General features: G+C 70.6%; 16 protein-coding genes. 5 read left to right on the top strand and 11 right to left on the bottom strand.

What is annotated here, in order from left to right; genetic code table 11:
* Window positions 1-40 precede the first annotated feature (40 nt).
* From ACFQ7Q_RS13755 to ACFQ7Q_RS13740, 4 genes are all read right to left on the bottom strand, one after another.
* Window positions 41-1,129: a branched-chain amino acid aminotransferase gene (locus ACFQ7Q_RS13755; RefSeq protein WP_383553756.1), complete on the bottom strand. Its 1,089-nt coding sequence runs from the start codon at window positions 1,127-1,129 to the stop codon at window positions 41-43.
* Window positions 1,130-1,370: 241 nt separating this feature from the next.
* On the bottom strand, window positions 1,371-2,411 hold the full coding sequence (locus ACFQ7Q_RS13750) for a 3-isopropylmalate dehydrogenase (RefSeq protein ID WP_383553753.1): 1,041 nt from the start codon (window positions 2,409-2,411) through the stop codon (window positions 1,371-1,373).
* A gap of 310 nt (window positions 2,412-2,721) precedes the next feature.
* Entirely contained in the window at window positions 2,722-2,856 is a 135-nt protein-coding gene (locus ACFQ7Q_RS13745; protein WP_383553750.1) for a hypothetical protein, read from the bottom strand.
* A 232-nt stretch (window positions 2,857-3,088) separates the two neighbouring features.
* Entirely contained in the window at window positions 3,089-3,964 is an 876-nt protein-coding gene (locus ACFQ7Q_RS13740) for a LysR family transcriptional regulator (protein ID WP_383553747.1), read from the bottom strand.
* Between the two features lie 101 nt (window positions 3,965-4,065).
* Between ACFQ7Q_RS13740 and ACFQ7Q_RS13735 the strand changes: the two genes are divergently transcribed.
* Genes ACFQ7Q_RS13735 through ACFQ7Q_RS13725 form a run of 3 tightly spaced genes read left to right on the top strand, consistent with a single transcriptional unit; the run spans window position 4,066 to window position 6,180 of the window.
* Complete coding sequence (locus ACFQ7Q_RS13735; protein WP_383553745.1) at window positions 4,066-5,073, top strand: zinc-binding dehydrogenase; 1,008 nt, start codon at window positions 4,066-4,068, stop codon at window positions 5,071-5,073.
* A gap of 49 nt (window positions 5,074-5,122) precedes the next feature.
* Entirely contained in the window at window positions 5,123-5,461 is a 339-nt protein-coding gene (locus ACFQ7Q_RS13730; protein ID WP_383553742.1) for a PadR family transcriptional regulator, read from the top strand.
* Window positions 5,458-6,180, top strand: a complete 723-nt coding sequence (locus ACFQ7Q_RS13725) for a hypothetical protein (RefSeq protein WP_383553739.1) — start codon at window positions 5,458-5,460, stop codon at window positions 6,178-6,180. The genes ACFQ7Q_RS13730 and ACFQ7Q_RS13725 overlap by 4 nt, the downstream gene beginning before the upstream one ends.
* 13 nt (window positions 6,181-6,193) lie before the next feature.
* On the opposite strand, the gene ACFQ7Q_RS13720 is transcribed toward ACFQ7Q_RS13725, so the two are convergent.
* On the bottom strand, window positions 6,194-6,730 hold the full coding sequence (locus tag ACFQ7Q_RS13720; RefSeq protein ID WP_383553736.1) for a GNAT family N-acetyltransferase: 537 nt from the start codon (window positions 6,728-6,730) through the stop codon (window positions 6,194-6,196).
* Between the two features lie 113 nt (window positions 6,731-6,843).
* Here ACFQ7Q_RS13720 and ACFQ7Q_RS13715 point away from each other — a divergent pair, with 113 nt between their 5' ends.
* Window positions 6,844-7,770: an alpha/beta fold hydrolase gene (locus ACFQ7Q_RS13715; RefSeq protein WP_383553733.1), complete on the top strand. Its 927-nt coding sequence runs from the start codon at window positions 6,844-6,846 to the stop codon at window positions 7,768-7,770.
* 13 nt (window positions 7,771-7,783) lie between these two features.
* Here ACFQ7Q_RS13715 and ACFQ7Q_RS13710 read toward each other — a convergent pair whose 3' ends face one another.
* The 6 genes from ACFQ7Q_RS13710 to ACFQ7Q_RS13685 form a co-directional block, all read right to left on the bottom strand.
* A complete protein-coding gene (locus tag ACFQ7Q_RS13710; RefSeq protein WP_383553730.1) occupies window positions 7,784-8,296 on the bottom strand; it encodes a hypothetical protein in 513 nt (170 codons plus the stop codon).
* On the bottom strand, window positions 8,293-9,735 hold the full coding sequence (locus tag ACFQ7Q_RS13705) for a hypothetical protein (RefSeq protein ID WP_383553727.1): 1,443 nt from the start codon (window positions 9,733-9,735) through the stop codon (window positions 8,293-8,295). Before ACFQ7Q_RS13705 ends, ACFQ7Q_RS13710 begins: the two co-directional genes overlap by 4 nt.
* Window positions 9,736-9,742: 7 nt before the next feature.
* Entirely contained in the window at window positions 9,743-10,159 is a 417-nt protein-coding gene (locus tag ACFQ7Q_RS13700) for a hypothetical protein (protein ID WP_383553725.1), read from the bottom strand.
* A gap of 111 nt (window positions 10,160-10,270) precedes the next feature.
* Window positions 10,271-10,507, bottom strand: coding sequence for a hypothetical protein (locus ACFQ7Q_RS13695; protein WP_383553721.1), 237 nt, complete (start codon window positions 10,505-10,507; stop codon window positions 10,271-10,273).
* A 128-nt stretch (window positions 10,508-10,635) separates the two neighbouring features.
* Window positions 10,636-12,267, bottom strand: a complete 1,632-nt coding sequence (gene pruA, locus ACFQ7Q_RS13690; RefSeq protein ID WP_383553719.1) for an L-glutamate gamma-semialdehyde dehydrogenase — start codon at window positions 12,265-12,267, stop codon at window positions 10,636-10,638.
* A gap of 30 nt (window positions 12,268-12,297) precedes the next feature.
* Window positions 12,298-13,224 (bottom strand): proline dehydrogenase family protein, encoded by a 927-nt coding sequence (locus ACFQ7Q_RS13685; protein WP_383553716.1) that lies wholly within the window; start codon window positions 13,222-13,224, stop codon window positions 12,298-12,300.
* Window positions 13,225-13,407: 183 nt separating this feature from the next.
* Here ACFQ7Q_RS13685 and ACFQ7Q_RS13680 point away from each other — a divergent pair, with 183 nt between their 5' ends.
* Complete coding sequence (locus ACFQ7Q_RS13680) at window positions 13,408-14,679, top strand: PucR family transcriptional regulator (protein WP_383553761.1); 1,272 nt, start codon at window positions 13,408-13,410, stop codon at window positions 14,677-14,679.
* Window positions 14,680-14,696 lie beyond the last annotated feature (17 nt).

Raw genomic sequence — 14,696 nt, 5'->3', positions numbered from 1 at the left:
GCCCCGGGGCGGTGTGCCCCGGGGCCGTTCGCGGTGTCGACTAGCCCAGCTGGTGCGTCCAGCCGTGGACGTCCTCGGCCTTGCCCGTCTGGATGGCGAGAAGCGCCTCCCGGAGCTTCATGGTGACCTCACCCGGCTGTCCGCCCGACTGCTGCCAGTCGCCGCGCGCCGCCTTCACCGTGCCGACGGGGGTGATGACCGCCGCCGTACCGCAGGCGAAGACCTCCTTGAGCGAGCCGTTCTCCGTGTCGGCCTTCCACTGGTCGATGGAGATCCGACCCTCCTCGGACCGGTAGCCGAGGTCCTCGGCGAGCCGGAGCAGCGAGTCACGGGTGATGCCGGCGAGCAGGGAGCCGGTCAGCTCGGGGGTGACGATGCGGTCCTCGTACACGAAGTACAGGTTCATGCCGCCGAGCTCCTCGACCCACTTGTGCTCCACGGCGTCGAGGTAGGCGACCTGGTCGCAGCCCTTCTCCGCCGCCTCGGCCTGCGCGAGGAGGGAGGCCGCGTAGTTGCCGCCGGTCTTGGCGTCGCCCATGCCGCCGGGGACGGCGCGGACGCGGTCCTCGGAGAGCCAGATGGAGACGGGCTTCACGCCACCGGGGAAGTACGGACCGGCGGGCGAGGCGATGACGACGAAGAGGTACTCGTTCGCCGGCCGCACGCCCAGACCGACCTCGGTCGCGATCATGAACGGGCGCAGGTACAGGGACTCCTCGCCACCGTGCGCCGGGACCCACGCCTTGTCCTGCTGGACGAGGACGTCACACGCCTCGATGAACGTCTCGACGGGCAGCTCCGGCATCGCGAGACGGTGCGCGGAGGCCTGGAAGCGCCGGGCGTTGGCGTCGGGGCGGAAGGTGGCGACGGTGCCGTCGGGACGGCGGTACGCCTTGAGGCCCTCGAAGATCTCCTGCGCGTAGTGCAGGACGTTCGTGGCCGGGTCGAGGGAGAGCGGGCCGTACGGCACGAGCTGGCCGTCGTGCCAGCCGCGGCCCTCGGTCCACCGGATGGTCACCATGTGGTCGGTGAAGTGGCGGCCGAATCCCGGGTTGGCCAGGATCGCCTCTCGCTCCGCGTCGGACAGCGGGCTGGAGGAGGGCTTGAGCTCGATCGTGGGCGTCGTCATGAGTGCTTGTCCTTCACCGGTTGTGTGTGACGGACCGCGCTCACGCCGCTATCAGTGCTCTGCTAGGACGTCCGAGCTTTCCCGCATGCCGCGGCCCCACGTTCGATTATCGCCCGTGGGAGGCGGTGCACGGAAACGGCGTGCATGCGATCCATGAGTTGATGGTGGCACCCCACGGCCGCATAGGTACAGCCGCCGGGTGCTTGCGCGACCCGGCGGCTGTGTGACGTCAGTCGACGGGTCAGCTCGCTACGCGTACCGCGAGCGCGTCGCCGATCTCGTCCGTCGTGCGGACGGAGTCGCCGCGCTCGGTCAGATCGGCGGCGACGGCGGCCTCGATGCGGGCGGCCTCGGACTCGTGGCCGAGGTGGCGCAGCAGGAGAGCGACGGAGAGAACGGTGGCCGTCGGGTCGGCCTTGCCCTGGCCCGCGATGTCCGGCGCGGAGCCGTGGACGGGCTCGAACATGGACGGGAACTCGCCGCTCGGGTTGATGTTGCCGGAGGCGGCGACGCCGATGCCGCCGGAGACGGCCGCGGCGAGGTCCGTGATGATGTCGCCGAAGAGGTTGTCGGTGACGATCACGTCGAACCGCTCGGGCTGCGTGACGAGGAAGATCGTCGCCGCGTCCACGTGCAGGTAGTCCGTGGTGACCTCGGGGAACTCCTCGGCCACCTTGGCGAACACGTTGGTCCAGAGGTGACCCGCGTACGCCAGGACGTTGTTCTTGTGGACCAGCGTCAGCTTCTTGCGCGGGCGGGCCTGGGCGCGGGTGAAGGCGTCACGGACGACGCGCTCGACACCGAACGCCGTGTTGACGGAGACCTCGGTGGCGACCTCGTGCGGGGTGCCGGTACGGATCGAGCCGCCGTTGCCGGTGTACGGGCCCTCGGTGCCCTCGCGGACCACGATGAAGTCGATCTCGGGCTGGCCCTTGAGCGGGGTCGACACGCCGGGGAGCAGCTTCGAGGGACGCAGGTTGACGTGGTGGTCGAAGAGGAAGCGGAGCTTCAGCAGGAAGCCGCGCTCCAGCACTCCGGACGGGACCGACGGGTCGCCGATCGCGCCGAGCAGGATGGCGTCGTGCTGCTTGAGGGCCTCGGCGTCCGCGTCGGTGAGGGTCTCACCGGTCGCGTGATAGCGCTTGGCGCCGAAGTCGTACTCCTTCGTCTCCAGCTTCACGTCCTGCGGAAGCGCGGCGGCGAGGACCTTGAGGCCCTGGGCCACGACCTCCTGGCCGATGCCGTCGCCGGGAATGACTGCGAGATTGATGCTGTGAGACATGTCGGCACCCTACTCCTCGTCCCAGCGTCTGACACTCGTTGTCCACCATCCGGACGCCGGTGAGTACCGGCAAGCCGCCGGCCAGGACCGAGGACACCCCACGCTTCGGGCGCCCCGACACTCTCGCTCGACGCATGTCGGTGCCGGAGCAACACGACTGTCCGCGCGGGAAGTTGAGGCGCCGTGGCGTTCTCGCCGGTTCGGCGGCATGCGGCGCCGCGGCCGGTACCGGACGGCTCGCTCGCCACCCTGGGCCGTGTCGGCGCGGCGCGGACACGGCCCGGCGCGGGCAGCGCCGACGAGGCCGGGCCTAGTGGCCGGTGGCGCCGCCGTTGTCGCGGCGGTCGAGGGCGCGCTGGAGCGCGGCGGCGGCGTTCTTACGGGCGTCGTCGGCGATGGGGCGGGCGACGGAGTGGCGGACACGGCGGGCGGTCTCAGCGGCCATGGGGATCGACTCCTTGAGATCAGTGGTGATCCGAGATCGGAGATCAGTGATGATCGAAGGCGCCGGAAGGGGCGGGGAGCGCCGCCGCAGGGGTTGCCTGCACAGGGGCATCGCGCTCTCGACCGCCATTCGCTGATGAAGCGAGACGTTCGGCTCCTACAAAGCTAGGACAGGTGGCCGCATCTGTCTCCACAATTACTCGGACTTCCTACTATCTGAGACGGTGATCGCCTCACCACGGCTGCCGCACAGCCCTCAGCTCACGGATCAACGCCCGCACCGCGAGGGATCTCGCCAGCTCAGGGGTGGTGACATAGCCGACGGACCGCGTCGGGCGATCCGGACCGAGATCGGTGATCTGCACCGAGGGCGGTGCTCCGATCAGGGAGAGTTCCGGCATCACGGCCATACCGAATCCACTGCTCACCATCGAGAGCACCGCTCCGTCGTCCTCGGCCTCGACGGTGGCCGCGGGCAGCCAGTCCTGCTCCGCCCACCACTCCCGGGTGTACGAGGTGCAGTTCTCCGTCCAGTCCACGAGCGGCAGGGAGCGCGGCGCGGCATTGCCGGCCGGGTGCACCAGCGCGTACCCCTCCTCGACCAGCACGCCCCCGACGAGCTGCGGCGGCACGGGCGACGTCGTGCCGATCGTCGCGATGCCGAGGTCGGCTCGCCCCTCCAGGACTTCGCCCGCGGTCCCGGGCCCCACCTCCCGCACGATCCGCACCTCCGGGGCGATCTCCGGGTGGCGGGCCGTCAGTCGCTCCAGGGCGCGCGGCAGCAGATGCAGCGCGGCGCTGCGGAAGGCGGCGATCCGCAGCGGCCCCGCGGCCGTGCCCGCCTCGGCACCCCGGACCTCCGCGCCCATCACCTCCAGGAGCCGCAGCACCCGCCGCGCATGGGCGAGGGCCCGCTGCCCGGCGGCGGTGGGTGCGGCCCCGGACCGCCCGCGATCGAAGAGGACGGCGCCGAGCTTGCGTTCGCTGGTCCGCACGGAGTGGGAGACGGCGGACTGCGACATGCCGAGCACGGCGGCCGCGGCCGAGAAACCACCCTCGTTCCCGACGGCGAGAAGGACGCGCAGTTCATGCGGCGCGAGGTCGGTCATCAGGGCTCCCACCTCGGAGTATGAGGAACTTCGATGGATCGGTGCGATCCATCGGAGCAACCTACTGCCCAGCCGTGGCATTCCTTCCTACGGTCTCCCCCATGACGCACGAGACCATGATCACCGTCCAGCAGACCGCCCGTCCCGACGGCTTCCCCACCCCCGCCCACTTCGCCTTCGTCGAGTCCCCGGTCCCGGACCCGGCGCCCGGCACCGCGCTGGTCGAGAACCTGCTCTGGTCCGTGGACCCGTACCACCGCGAGGCGATGGACGGGGACTTCCTGTGGACCCTGCACTCCCCCATGGAGGGCCGCACCCTCGGCCGCGTCGTGGACTCCCGCGCCCCTGGGCTCTCCCCCGGCGATCTGGTCCAGCACCGCAAGGGCTGGCGCACGCACTCCGTCGTCGCGCCGGACGAGGTGCGCCCCGTCCCGGACTTCGCCGGCGTTCCCCTCTCGGCGCATCTGAGCGTGCTCGGCGGCACGGGCCTGTCGGCGTACGTCGGTCTGACCCGGATCGCACGGCTCCAGCCGGGCGAGGACCTGTTCGTCTCGGCCGCGGCCGGCGGGGTCGGCACGGCGGCCGGCCGCTTCGCCCGTCTCCTGGGCGCCGGGCGGCTCGTCGGCAGCGCGGGCTCGGCGCGGAAGGTCGCGTACCTCACCGAACGGGTCGGCTTCGACGCGGCCTTCGACTATCACGAAGGGCCGGTCTCCGAACTGCTCGCGAAGGCGGCACCGGACGGCCTGGACGCCGTGCTCGACGGGGTGGGCGGGGACCACCTGGAGGCGTCGATCGCCGCTCTGCGGGAGCACGGCCGCATCGCCTGGGTCGGCGCGGTCGCGCAGTACCACTCGCTCTCCGCTCCCCCGCCCGCCCCGCGCAACCTCTTCGACCTGGTGGAGAAGAGCATCCGCCTCGAAGGCTTCCTGGTCTCCGGTCACACGGACGCGCAGCAGGAGTTGTACGACTTCGCGGTGCCGCATCTGCGGAGCGGGCGGCTGCCGCTGGACGTGACGGTGGTGGAGGGCTTCGAGCACATCGTGGACGCGTTCCTGGGGATGCTGCGCGGCGAGAACATCGGGAAGATGCTGGTGTCCCGATCCAGCTAGCGACGCCAGCTAGGTTGCATTCCTATCTAGCTGGTGCTGAAATACAGCCATGGCCGCAGACCGCAGATCAAGTTGGCTCAAGGGCGTCCTGGACCTCCTCGTCCTCTCCTGCCTCACGGAGGACGAGAGTTACGGGTACGAGATCTCCAAGGCCCTCGCCGAGGCGGGGCTGGGGGAGATCAAGGGCGGGACCCTCTATCCCGTACTGAACCGGCTGGAGGAAGCCGGGCTGGTGGAGGCCGAGTTCCGGGCCGCCGAGCGGGGGCCGGGGCGCCGCTACTACCGGCTCACCGAGCAGGGCCGGAGCCACCTCACCACCGAGAGCGGGGCGTGGCTGACCTTCCACACCGCCGTACAGACCATGCTGAACACCGGGGGAACACGATGAACACCGAGCCGAGCACGTACTTCGACACGCTGACCGCCGCGCTGAGCAGGGCCGGCGTTCCGGCGGAGCAGATCGCCGCCACCGTCGCCGAACTGCGCGGACACCTCGCCGAGACGGACTCCTCGCCCCAGGACGAGTTCGGCCCCGCCGAGGACTTCGCGGCGCGACTGGGCGGTACGGCGCCGGTGGCGACGGAGCCCGTGGAGGCCGAGACCTGGCTGTGGACGGCCGACATCTACAGCGACCGGCGGCTGCTCGCGCTCCACGGCGACCAGGGGTGGGAGGTCGAGGGGCTCGACACGCTCGGCCGGTTCATGTGCCGCCGGGTGCCGGGCGCCGCCCTGCGCTGGGAGTACCGCCGCGAGCTGATCAGCGGGAAGCGGCGCGACGAGGTCCTCGACCGGCTGACGCCGGAGGGCTGGGAGATGTGCGGAGAGTGGATGATCTTCGCGTACTTCAAGCGCCCGAAGGCGGCCAGCGAAGGACCTGCCGCGGCCCTCGACACACTGCCCGAGCGGCCCGGCCGGTGGCTCTTCCTCAGCCGCAAGGGCAAGGTGCTGCTGACGGTCTGGATGCTGCTGGTCGTCGGCGCGGTCGGGGTGACCCTCGTGGACGTCTTCGACATGCCGGCCTACACGACGCCCTTCGTCGCGCTGTTCGGTGCGACCGGCGCGCTGATCGGCCTGAAGCGGGACGCGGCCAAGGGCTGCCGGGGCTGAGCCCTCCGAACACTCAGAGCACGTCGCCGTCGCGCCAGTCGAAGAGCAGCGCGGCGGCGGGGTCCGGCAGCGTCCCGTCGGCCGCCGCACGCAGATAGGTGGACCCCTCCTCGTCCGGGAGGTGGACGATCCCCTCGGGCCCGATCACCTCGATCCGCCCCTTCCACGGCGCCCAGCCGCGCGCCCGGTAGAGCGCGGCCCCCTCGTCGGAGGCGGAGAGCGCCCCGAAGGCGTACGCCCCGTCGATCACCCGCTCCAACTCGTCCATGACGAGCCCGCCGAGCCCCTGCCGGCGCCGGTCGAGGCGCACAGCCACACCCTCGACGTAACCGATGCGGTGCGAACGCCCGTCGTGGAGCACACGCCGCATGATCACGCTGCCGTGGGCGACGATCCCCCGCGCGTCCTCGATCCAGGCATGCATGCCGCCGAGGGTGTGATCCCAGTCCTCGTCGGAGAAGTCGCCGTCGAACGCGGCGTCGAGCATGTCCTTGATCGAGCGGAGGCGTGCGGGCCCGAGTTCATGGGTGGCAGCGGTGATCACGTTCACCCCTCAAGTCTCCCCCTCACCGCAGCTAACCATCAAAGGATTATTGACAGGTTAGAACCAATCCTGATTCACTCACCGTCAACCAGTCAGAGCGCATTGAGGGGTTAGAGACGATGTCTCCTGTGCAGCCGGTCCACCACCGCACCGTCACCGTCCGCGGCCACGAGATCCACTACCGGGAGGCGGGCCCCGCGGACGCCCCGGTCCTGCTTCTGCTGCACGGCTTCCCCACCAGCTCGCACATGTTCCGCGATTTGATGCCGCTCCTCGCCGGCGCCCCCCGCACTCTCGGCTCCGCCCGAGCGCAGGGGCACCCGCTCCGGCTGATCGCCCCCGACCACATCGGCTTCGGTCGCAGCGCCGCGCCGTCGGCCGAGGAGTTCGACTACACCTTTGCCGAACTGGCCGCCGTCACCACGGAGTTCACCGAGGCCCTCGGCCTGGACCGGTTCGCCCTCTACATCCAGGACTACGGCGCCCCCATCGGCCTCCGCATGGCCCTCGCCCATCCGGAGCGGATCACCGCGATCGTCACCCAGAACGGCAACGCCTACGAGGAGGGCCTCGGGGCCGACGCCTGGGCACCCGTCCTCGCGATGATCGCCGACCGCACGCCGGAGACCGAGGAGCCGGTGCGCGGCATCCGCTCCCTCGACGGCATCAAGTGGCAGTACGAGACGGGCGTCCCCGCCGGGTTCCGCGACCTCCTCAGCCCGGACGCCTGGCACCACGACGCCGCCCTGATGGCCCGGGAGGGCCAGGACGCCATCCAGCTGGACCTGATCGGCGACTACGGCTCCAACTTCGAGCTCTACCCCGCCTTCCACGACTACTTCCGCACGACTCAGGTCCCCCTGCTCGCCGTCTGGGGCGAGGGCGACGAGGTCTTCGTCCCCGCGGGCGCCAAGGCCTTCGGCCGCGACCTCCCCGACGCGGAGATCCACCTCCTGCCGACGGGCCACTTCGCCCTGGAGACCCACGCTCCCCGGATCGCCGAGCTGATCGGCGACTTCCTCGCGCGGCGCGTCCCCAGGCCGTAGCCGGCCGTCGCGATCACCAGGCGCGCAGGTAGACCCGTGTGTGGTCGGCGTCCAGCTTCTGGAGGTAGATCTCGATCCACTGCATGTGCTTGCGCCGCTGGTCCTTGACGCAGGGCGGGCAGACGCCGGCCCAGCGCAGACCGGTGAGGGATTCCGGTTCGGAGGTACCGAGGTGGGCGAAGGACGGGTCGGTCGTGGGCTCGGCGCTCTGCGCCGGCCGCACGATCAGCGGACCCTGCCCCTCGAACTGCCGCCCGAGGGCCTCGGCCTCCTTCGGCGTGGTGACGAAGGTCAGCAGCTGGACCGCGTCCTGGGGGACGAGCTTCACCGCTCCCTTCACCTCGGTGGCCCCCGCGGGCACGTCGACCTTCATGTAGGCCGCGGTCTCGGTCGCTCCGGCGCCCTTCTTCCACTCCGGTCCGCGCTGCTCGTCCGCCCCGGACGAGCAGCCGGAGCCGGTGAGCAGCACGGCGGCGGCGAGGGTCGCCACGAGGACCGTTCGCCTGGAACGGGCGGGCCACGTCATCGGTTCGCCTCCCTGGCGCGGTCCGGGTCCTTGCGGGTGCCGTCCCGGCCCGGATCGGTGTCGGGCACGGGGGTCGAGGACGGGAGGACGGTCAGGTCCTGGTGGCGGACCGAGCTGGATCCTCGCATGTCGAACTCCTGGGCGAGGCCGGTCTTGTGCAGGCGTTGCATGTCGGTGTCCGGGATGTGCACGGGGCCGAGGTCGATCCCCTTGCCGTTGTCCCAGTTGTAGCGGTCCCAGACGTTGACCTGGTAGTCGAGGGCCACCTTGGGCTTGCCGTCGTCCCCCGGGGTCACGGTCACCACGCCGGAGACGTTCTGCTGGTGTCCGTTGATGGCGTGGTACCACTCGGTGCCCTCCTTGAGCTGCTGCCCGATGGCCCGGCTCTCCACCGGGACCGCCACGGGCTTGCCGCCGGACTGCTGGTAGGCATCGAGGGCCTGCTGCCGCCAGGCCTCCTGGTTGAGCTCCAGATGGTTGGTCCTGATGGAGTTGCCGAGCTGTGGTTCGTCGTGCAGGAAGCGGTCCACGTCCACGGTGAGCGGCTCTCCCGTGGCGCTCAGGTAGTGCGACATGTTGCGGCTGGCGCCGTTCTGGCCGATGACGTCGCCGCCGCCCTCCAGCAGCTTCGCCTGGGCGAGGACCCAGTAGTCGCGTGCCGTGGGGTCCTCCACGTCGAACGCGCCGGCGCCCTCGTCGGGCTTGGACCACTTGTAGTGGTAGACGTCGAGGACGCCCGCCTTGCGCAGCTCGTCGCCGCGCTCCTCCAGCAGGATGGCCCGCGTCACCGGATCGAGCCTGCTCCACCACTCCGGCACCTTCGACCGGTCCTTGGGCATGTTCTCGGCCGCGGCAGCCTCCTTGAGGGAGGAGTACGGGCGGCTGCCGTTGAAGCCGCCGAAGGTGCCGTCCTGGAAGTTCGTGTCCGTCACCGCGTCGACGAGGGCCAGCTTGACCCCGTTGTCCGCCTCGTCGAAGGCGTCCACGGCCTGCTGGATCCGCCGTGTCCAGGATCGCTCCACCTCGGGGAGGTCGGGATCGTGGCGGATGGCACGTGCGTCCTGAGTGTCGACCTTGGAGAAGTCGAACGAGGCGACCCCGCCCTCGCTGACCTTCATCCCCGCCGCCACGGCCTCGTCGACCGCCGCTTTCACCTTTCCCTTCAGTTCGGTGAAGAGCGTGCTCGCCTCGCGCAGCAGCATGGCGACCGTCCGCGCCTGGATCTGCGCGCTGTTGTACTCGTTGCGGGTGACGGCGAAGTTCGGTGCGGCCACCTGCTGGGCCTGCCCGAGCCAGATGCCGCTCGTGGTGGTCGACTGGACCTTCTTCTCGTACGTCGTCTCCAACGTCTCGAACTTGTCCGCCATGCCGTCCCAGGCCGTGGCCGCCGTGGTCAGCTTGCCGAAGTCGGTCGTCATGACCTCGTGGTACGTGAGCACGGTCGCCCTACTCCTTCGGGCCGGGCGCCAGCGGCTGAAAACCGTCGCGGATTCTCAACTCCTGTACCTGAAAGGAGAATCCGGACCCGCCGAGCGCGCCCTTCTCGCCGCTGAGCCGTCCGAGCAGCATCTTCACCTGGCCGGTCCAGGTCTCCTCGACGGTCTTCAGCGCGGAGGCCGTCTGCCACCCCGCGAACTCCGTCTTCACCGCGGTCGTCGACGCGTCGGCGTGATCCCCCGCGGTCCTCGTCTCCGGCTCCAGGATCTCGTGGATGGCCTTGGCCGCCGCCTTCTTCTCGGCCGGCGCGGTCTTCAGGTCCGGCTGCGACGTTCCCCCGCCGCCACCCCCGCCCCCGTCGAGCTGGTTGAGCCGCATCGTGGTCGTCTCGGTCTTGATCCGCGACCACTCGTCGTCGAACGCCATATCCACCCCCGTTGAGATCGGCGTCAATCGACGTCACCCTACACAGCGCCTCCGACAGCCCGTTCGAGGAAGTCGCCGAGCTGACCGGCGACTTCCTCGCACGGCGCGTCCTCAGGCCGTGGCCTTCTCCAGATCGCGGGCCATCCGCTCCACCCAGTCGGCGAAGCCCTCCCGATGGAGGCCCTCGCCCCCTCGCAGGGCCTCGATCTGCGCGTCCGTGAGCCGGTCGGGCCCCGGTTCGGTCAGCAGCCGGTGCAGCTCCTTCATCAGCGACGTCATCCGCAGCGCGTCGAGGTGCTCGATCGCGTCGACCCCGTGCCCGGGGCCGATGGTCGTCGAACCAGGCATGGCGTACCTCCTCACCGAGCCCCCTCCCAGCAGCGTAAGCCCCCCGCATGAGAACCGCCCCCGTCCTGGGTTGGGGGACCCAGGAGGGGGGCGGTGTCAGAGGCGGGCCTCAGGAGGCCCGGGGGGCGTCAGCCCATGTGGGGGTAGCCGTACTCGGTCGGCGGGACCAGGGTCTCCTTGATCGCGCGGGTCAGCGTCCAGCGCATCAGGTTCTGCGGCGCGCCGGCCTTGTCGTTCGTGCCGGAGGCGCGGCCGCCGCCGAAGGGCTGCTGGCCGACGACGGCGCCGGTCGACTTGTCGTTGATGTAGAAGTTGCCCGCGGCGAAGCGGAGCTTCTCCATCGTGTACGCCGTGGCGGCGCGGTCGCCGGAGATGACCGAGCCGGTCAGCGCGTAGTCCGAGACCGACTCCATCTGGGTCAACATCTCGTCGTACTTGTCGTCCTCGTAGACGTGGATCGCGAGGATCGGGCCGAAGTACTCGGTCGTGAAGACCTCGTTCGCCGGGTCGGCGCACTCGATGACGGTCGGACGGACGAAGTAGCCCTCCGAGTCGTCGTAGGTGCCGCCGGCCACGATCGTGCAGGTCTCGTCGGCCTTCGCGCGGTCGATCGCGGCCTTGTTCTTGGCGAACGAACGCTCGTCGATCACGGCGCCGATGAAGTTCGTCAGATCGGTGACGTCACCCATCTTGATGCCGTCGACCTCGGCCGCGAACTCCTCCTTGAAGCCCGAGTTCCAGATGGAGGCCGGGACGTACGCACGCGAGGACGCGGAGCACTTCTGGCCCTGGAACTCGAAGGAGCCGCGGGTCAGCGCGGTCTTCAGGATCGCGCGGTCGGCGCTCGGGTGGGCGACGACGAAGTCCTTGCCGCCGGTCTCGCCGACGATCCGCGGGTAGGAGCGGTAGGACTCGATGTTGTTGCCGACCGTCTTCCACAGGTGCTGGAAGGTCTTGGTCGAACCGGTGAAGTGGATCCCGGCCAGGTCGCGGTGGTTCAGGGCCACCTCGGAGACGGCGATGCCGTCGCCCGTCACCAGGTTGATGACGCCCTTGGGCAGGCCGGCCTCCTCCAGGAGCTCCATCAGGAGCACGGCGGAGTGGGTCTGGGTCGGGGACGGCTTCCAGACCACCACGTTGCCCATGAGGGCGGGGGCGGTGGGCAGGTTGCCCGCGATGGCCGTGAAGTTGAACGGCGTGATCGCGTAGACGAAGCCCTCCAGCGGGCGGTGGTCCAGTCGGTTCCACACACCCGGGGAGTTCGCCGGCGGCTGCTCGGCCAGGATCTGGCGGGCGTAGGCCACGTTGAAGCGCCAGAAGTCGACGAGCTCGCAGGGGGTGTCGATCTCGGCCTGCTGGGCGGTCTTGGACTGGCCCAGCATGGTGGAGGCGGCCAGCGTCTCGCGCCACGGGCCGGACAGCAGCTCGGCGGCGCGCAGGATGATCGCGGCGCGGTCGTCGAAGGACATCGCGCGCCAGGCCGGGGCGGCGGCCAGGGCGGCGTCGATGGCGTCCTGGGCGTCCTGCTGGGTGGCACCGGCGAAGGTACCGATGACGGCCTTGTGGTTGTGCGGCTGCACGACGTCGACGCGCTCGCCGCCGCCCATGCGCTTCACACCGTTGATCGTCATCGGGAGGTCGCGCGGGTTCTCGGCCAGCTCCTTGAGCCTGGACTCGAGACGGGCGCGCTCGGGGGAACCGGGGGCGTAGCTGTGCACCGGCTCGTTGACCGGAGCGGGGACCTGGGTTACAGCGTCCATGAGTCTCGTAACTCCTTTTGAGGGGTGGGCTCAGCCCTTGGTGAGGATGGAGCGGGCGAAGAAGAGCAGGTTGGCCGGCTTCTCCGCGAGGCGGCGCATGAAGTAGCCGTACCAGTCCGTGCCGTAGGCCGTGTAGACGCGCATCCGGTGGCCCTCGGCGGCGAGACGGTTCTGCTCCTCGCTGCGGATGCCGTACAGCATCTGGAACTCGTACTCGTCCAGCTTGCGCCCGGCGCGGCGGGCGAGCTCCTGGCCGATGGAGATCAGGCGCGGGTCGTGGGAGCCGATCATCGGGTAGCCCTCGCCCTCCATCAGGATCTTCATGATCCGCACGTAGGCCTTGTCGATCTCGGCCTTGTCCTGGACGGCGACGGAGGCGGGCTCCTTGTAGGCGCCCTTCACGATCCGGACGCGGGAGCCGTTGGCGGCGAGGCGCCGGGCGTCGTGCTCGGTACGGAAGAGGTACGCCTGGATGACGCAGCCGGTCTGCGGGAAGTCCTTCCGCAGCTCCTCGTGGATGGCGAACATCGAGTCGAGGGTGGTGTGGTCCTCGGCGTCCAGGGTGACCGTGGTGCCGATCTCGGCGGCGGCCTCGACGACGGGGCGGACGTTGGCGAGGGCGAGCTCGTGGCCGCCCTCCAGCGACTGGCCGAACATCGACAGCTTGACGGACATCTCGGCGCGCTCGCCGAGGCCCAGCTCCTTGAGGCGGCCGATGAGCTCCAGGTAGGCGTCACGGGCGGCGTGGGACTGCTCGACCGTGGTGATGTCCTCACCGACGACGTCGAGGGTGACCTCCAGGCCGCGGCCGGCGATGTCCTCGACGATCGGGATGACGTGCTCGACCGTCTCGCCGGCGATGAACCGGTCGACGACCTGCTTGGTCCCGGGGGCGGCCGACACGAAACGGCGCATCTTGTCGCTGCGCGACGCGGCGAGGATCACGGGACCCAGCACGGGGACCTCCAGAAGGGCAGGGTGACGAAGGGTGCCTACCCGATCTTTCGTAAGGAATCGGGAACAGCACGGAGAACCACCGTGAAACCTAAGGATCGCTCCGATCCTCTGCCATCGACACCTGTCACGCATCCGTGGGCGGCATCTCATACATATGTCTGAGAGGGTGCGAGAATGGCTGCCGTGAAGGGCGACTACCAAGAACTGGTCGACGAGATCTCGGCGCTGCTCGGCGCCCCGGCGACCCTGGAGAACCGCGATTTCGGGCTGATCGCCTTCGGGGCCCACGACAGCGACGACGACAGCGCCATGGACCCGGTCCGCACCCGCTCGATCATGACGAGGAAGTCGACGCCCGCCGTCCGCGCCTGGTTCGAGGGCTTCGGCATCACCCGGGCGACGGGCCCGGTACGGATCCCGGCGGCCCCGGACGCCGGGGTGTTCCGGGACCGCATCTGTCTTCCCGTGCGGCACCGGGGCGTCGTCCTCGGGTACGTCTGGCTGCTGGACGCCGAGCCGCATCCCACGCCCGACCAGCTCACGGCGGCCATGGAGGTCGCGGCGCGGATCGGCGGCCTCCTCGCGGACGAGGAGCGGGCGGGCTCGGACCTGTCACGGGAGCTGAGGGCCGCGCTGACCGCGGAACGGGGCTGGCAGTACGACATGGCGCTCGCCGCACTGCGCACGGCGCTGGGCCCTGACGCCGAGGGGCTGCACGCGGTGGTGGCCGTGACCCCGTGGCCGGGCGAGGACAGCCCTTCGGTCCGTACGGTTCCGGCCGCGGCCGCGCTCTGCACGGTGCCGTGGCAGGGCCCCGCGACGGGTTCCGCGACGGCGGCGGGGGGCGAGGAGGGCACGGGCGAGCGGGCGCTCGCGGTCCTCGTCCGCCTGCGGGCGGCGGACAACCTCGCGCCGGCCGCGGCGGCGGCAGGGCGACTACGGCACGCGGCGGCCGGGGGGACCGGGGCGGGGACGGGCACGGCGGGGACGGACGCGAAGGCCGGCAGGGCGCGTGGAAGCGCGACGGCCGAGGCGGGGACCGGCGCGGAGGCCGTCGCGGGGATCGCGCTCCCCCGCCGTGGTCTCGCCGACCTGGACACCGCCTGGCACGAGGCCGCCGCCGCCGCCCGGGCGGCGACCGCCCAGCCGGGACTCGGCCCGCTCGCCGAGTGGTCGTCCATCGGCCCGTACCGTCTGCTCACCGCCCTCCCCCGGACCGCCCCCGACCCGGCCGTCCAGGTCCTGCTCTCCCCCTCCCACGCCGAACTGGCCCGCACCGCGGAGGTGTTCCTCGACAACGCGGGCCAGGCGGGACGCACGGCGGCGGCCCTGGGCATCCACCGCCAGACGCTCTACTACCGGCTCTCGCGGGTCGAGCAGCTGACGGGCCTGGACCTGGACGCGGGCGAAGACAGGCTGCTGCTCCACATGGCGCTCAAAGCGGCGAAGTTGTAGTCGTTCCCGGCGGTCGT

Origin of the sequence: Streptomyces sp. NPDC056527, from assembly GCF_042794475.1 — a bacterium.
GTDB lineage: Bacteria > Actinomycetota > Actinomycetes > Streptomycetales > Streptomycetaceae > Streptomyces.
Note: the sequence above shows the minus strand (reverse complement) of the source record. Positions and strands in the feature narration are given on the sequence as shown.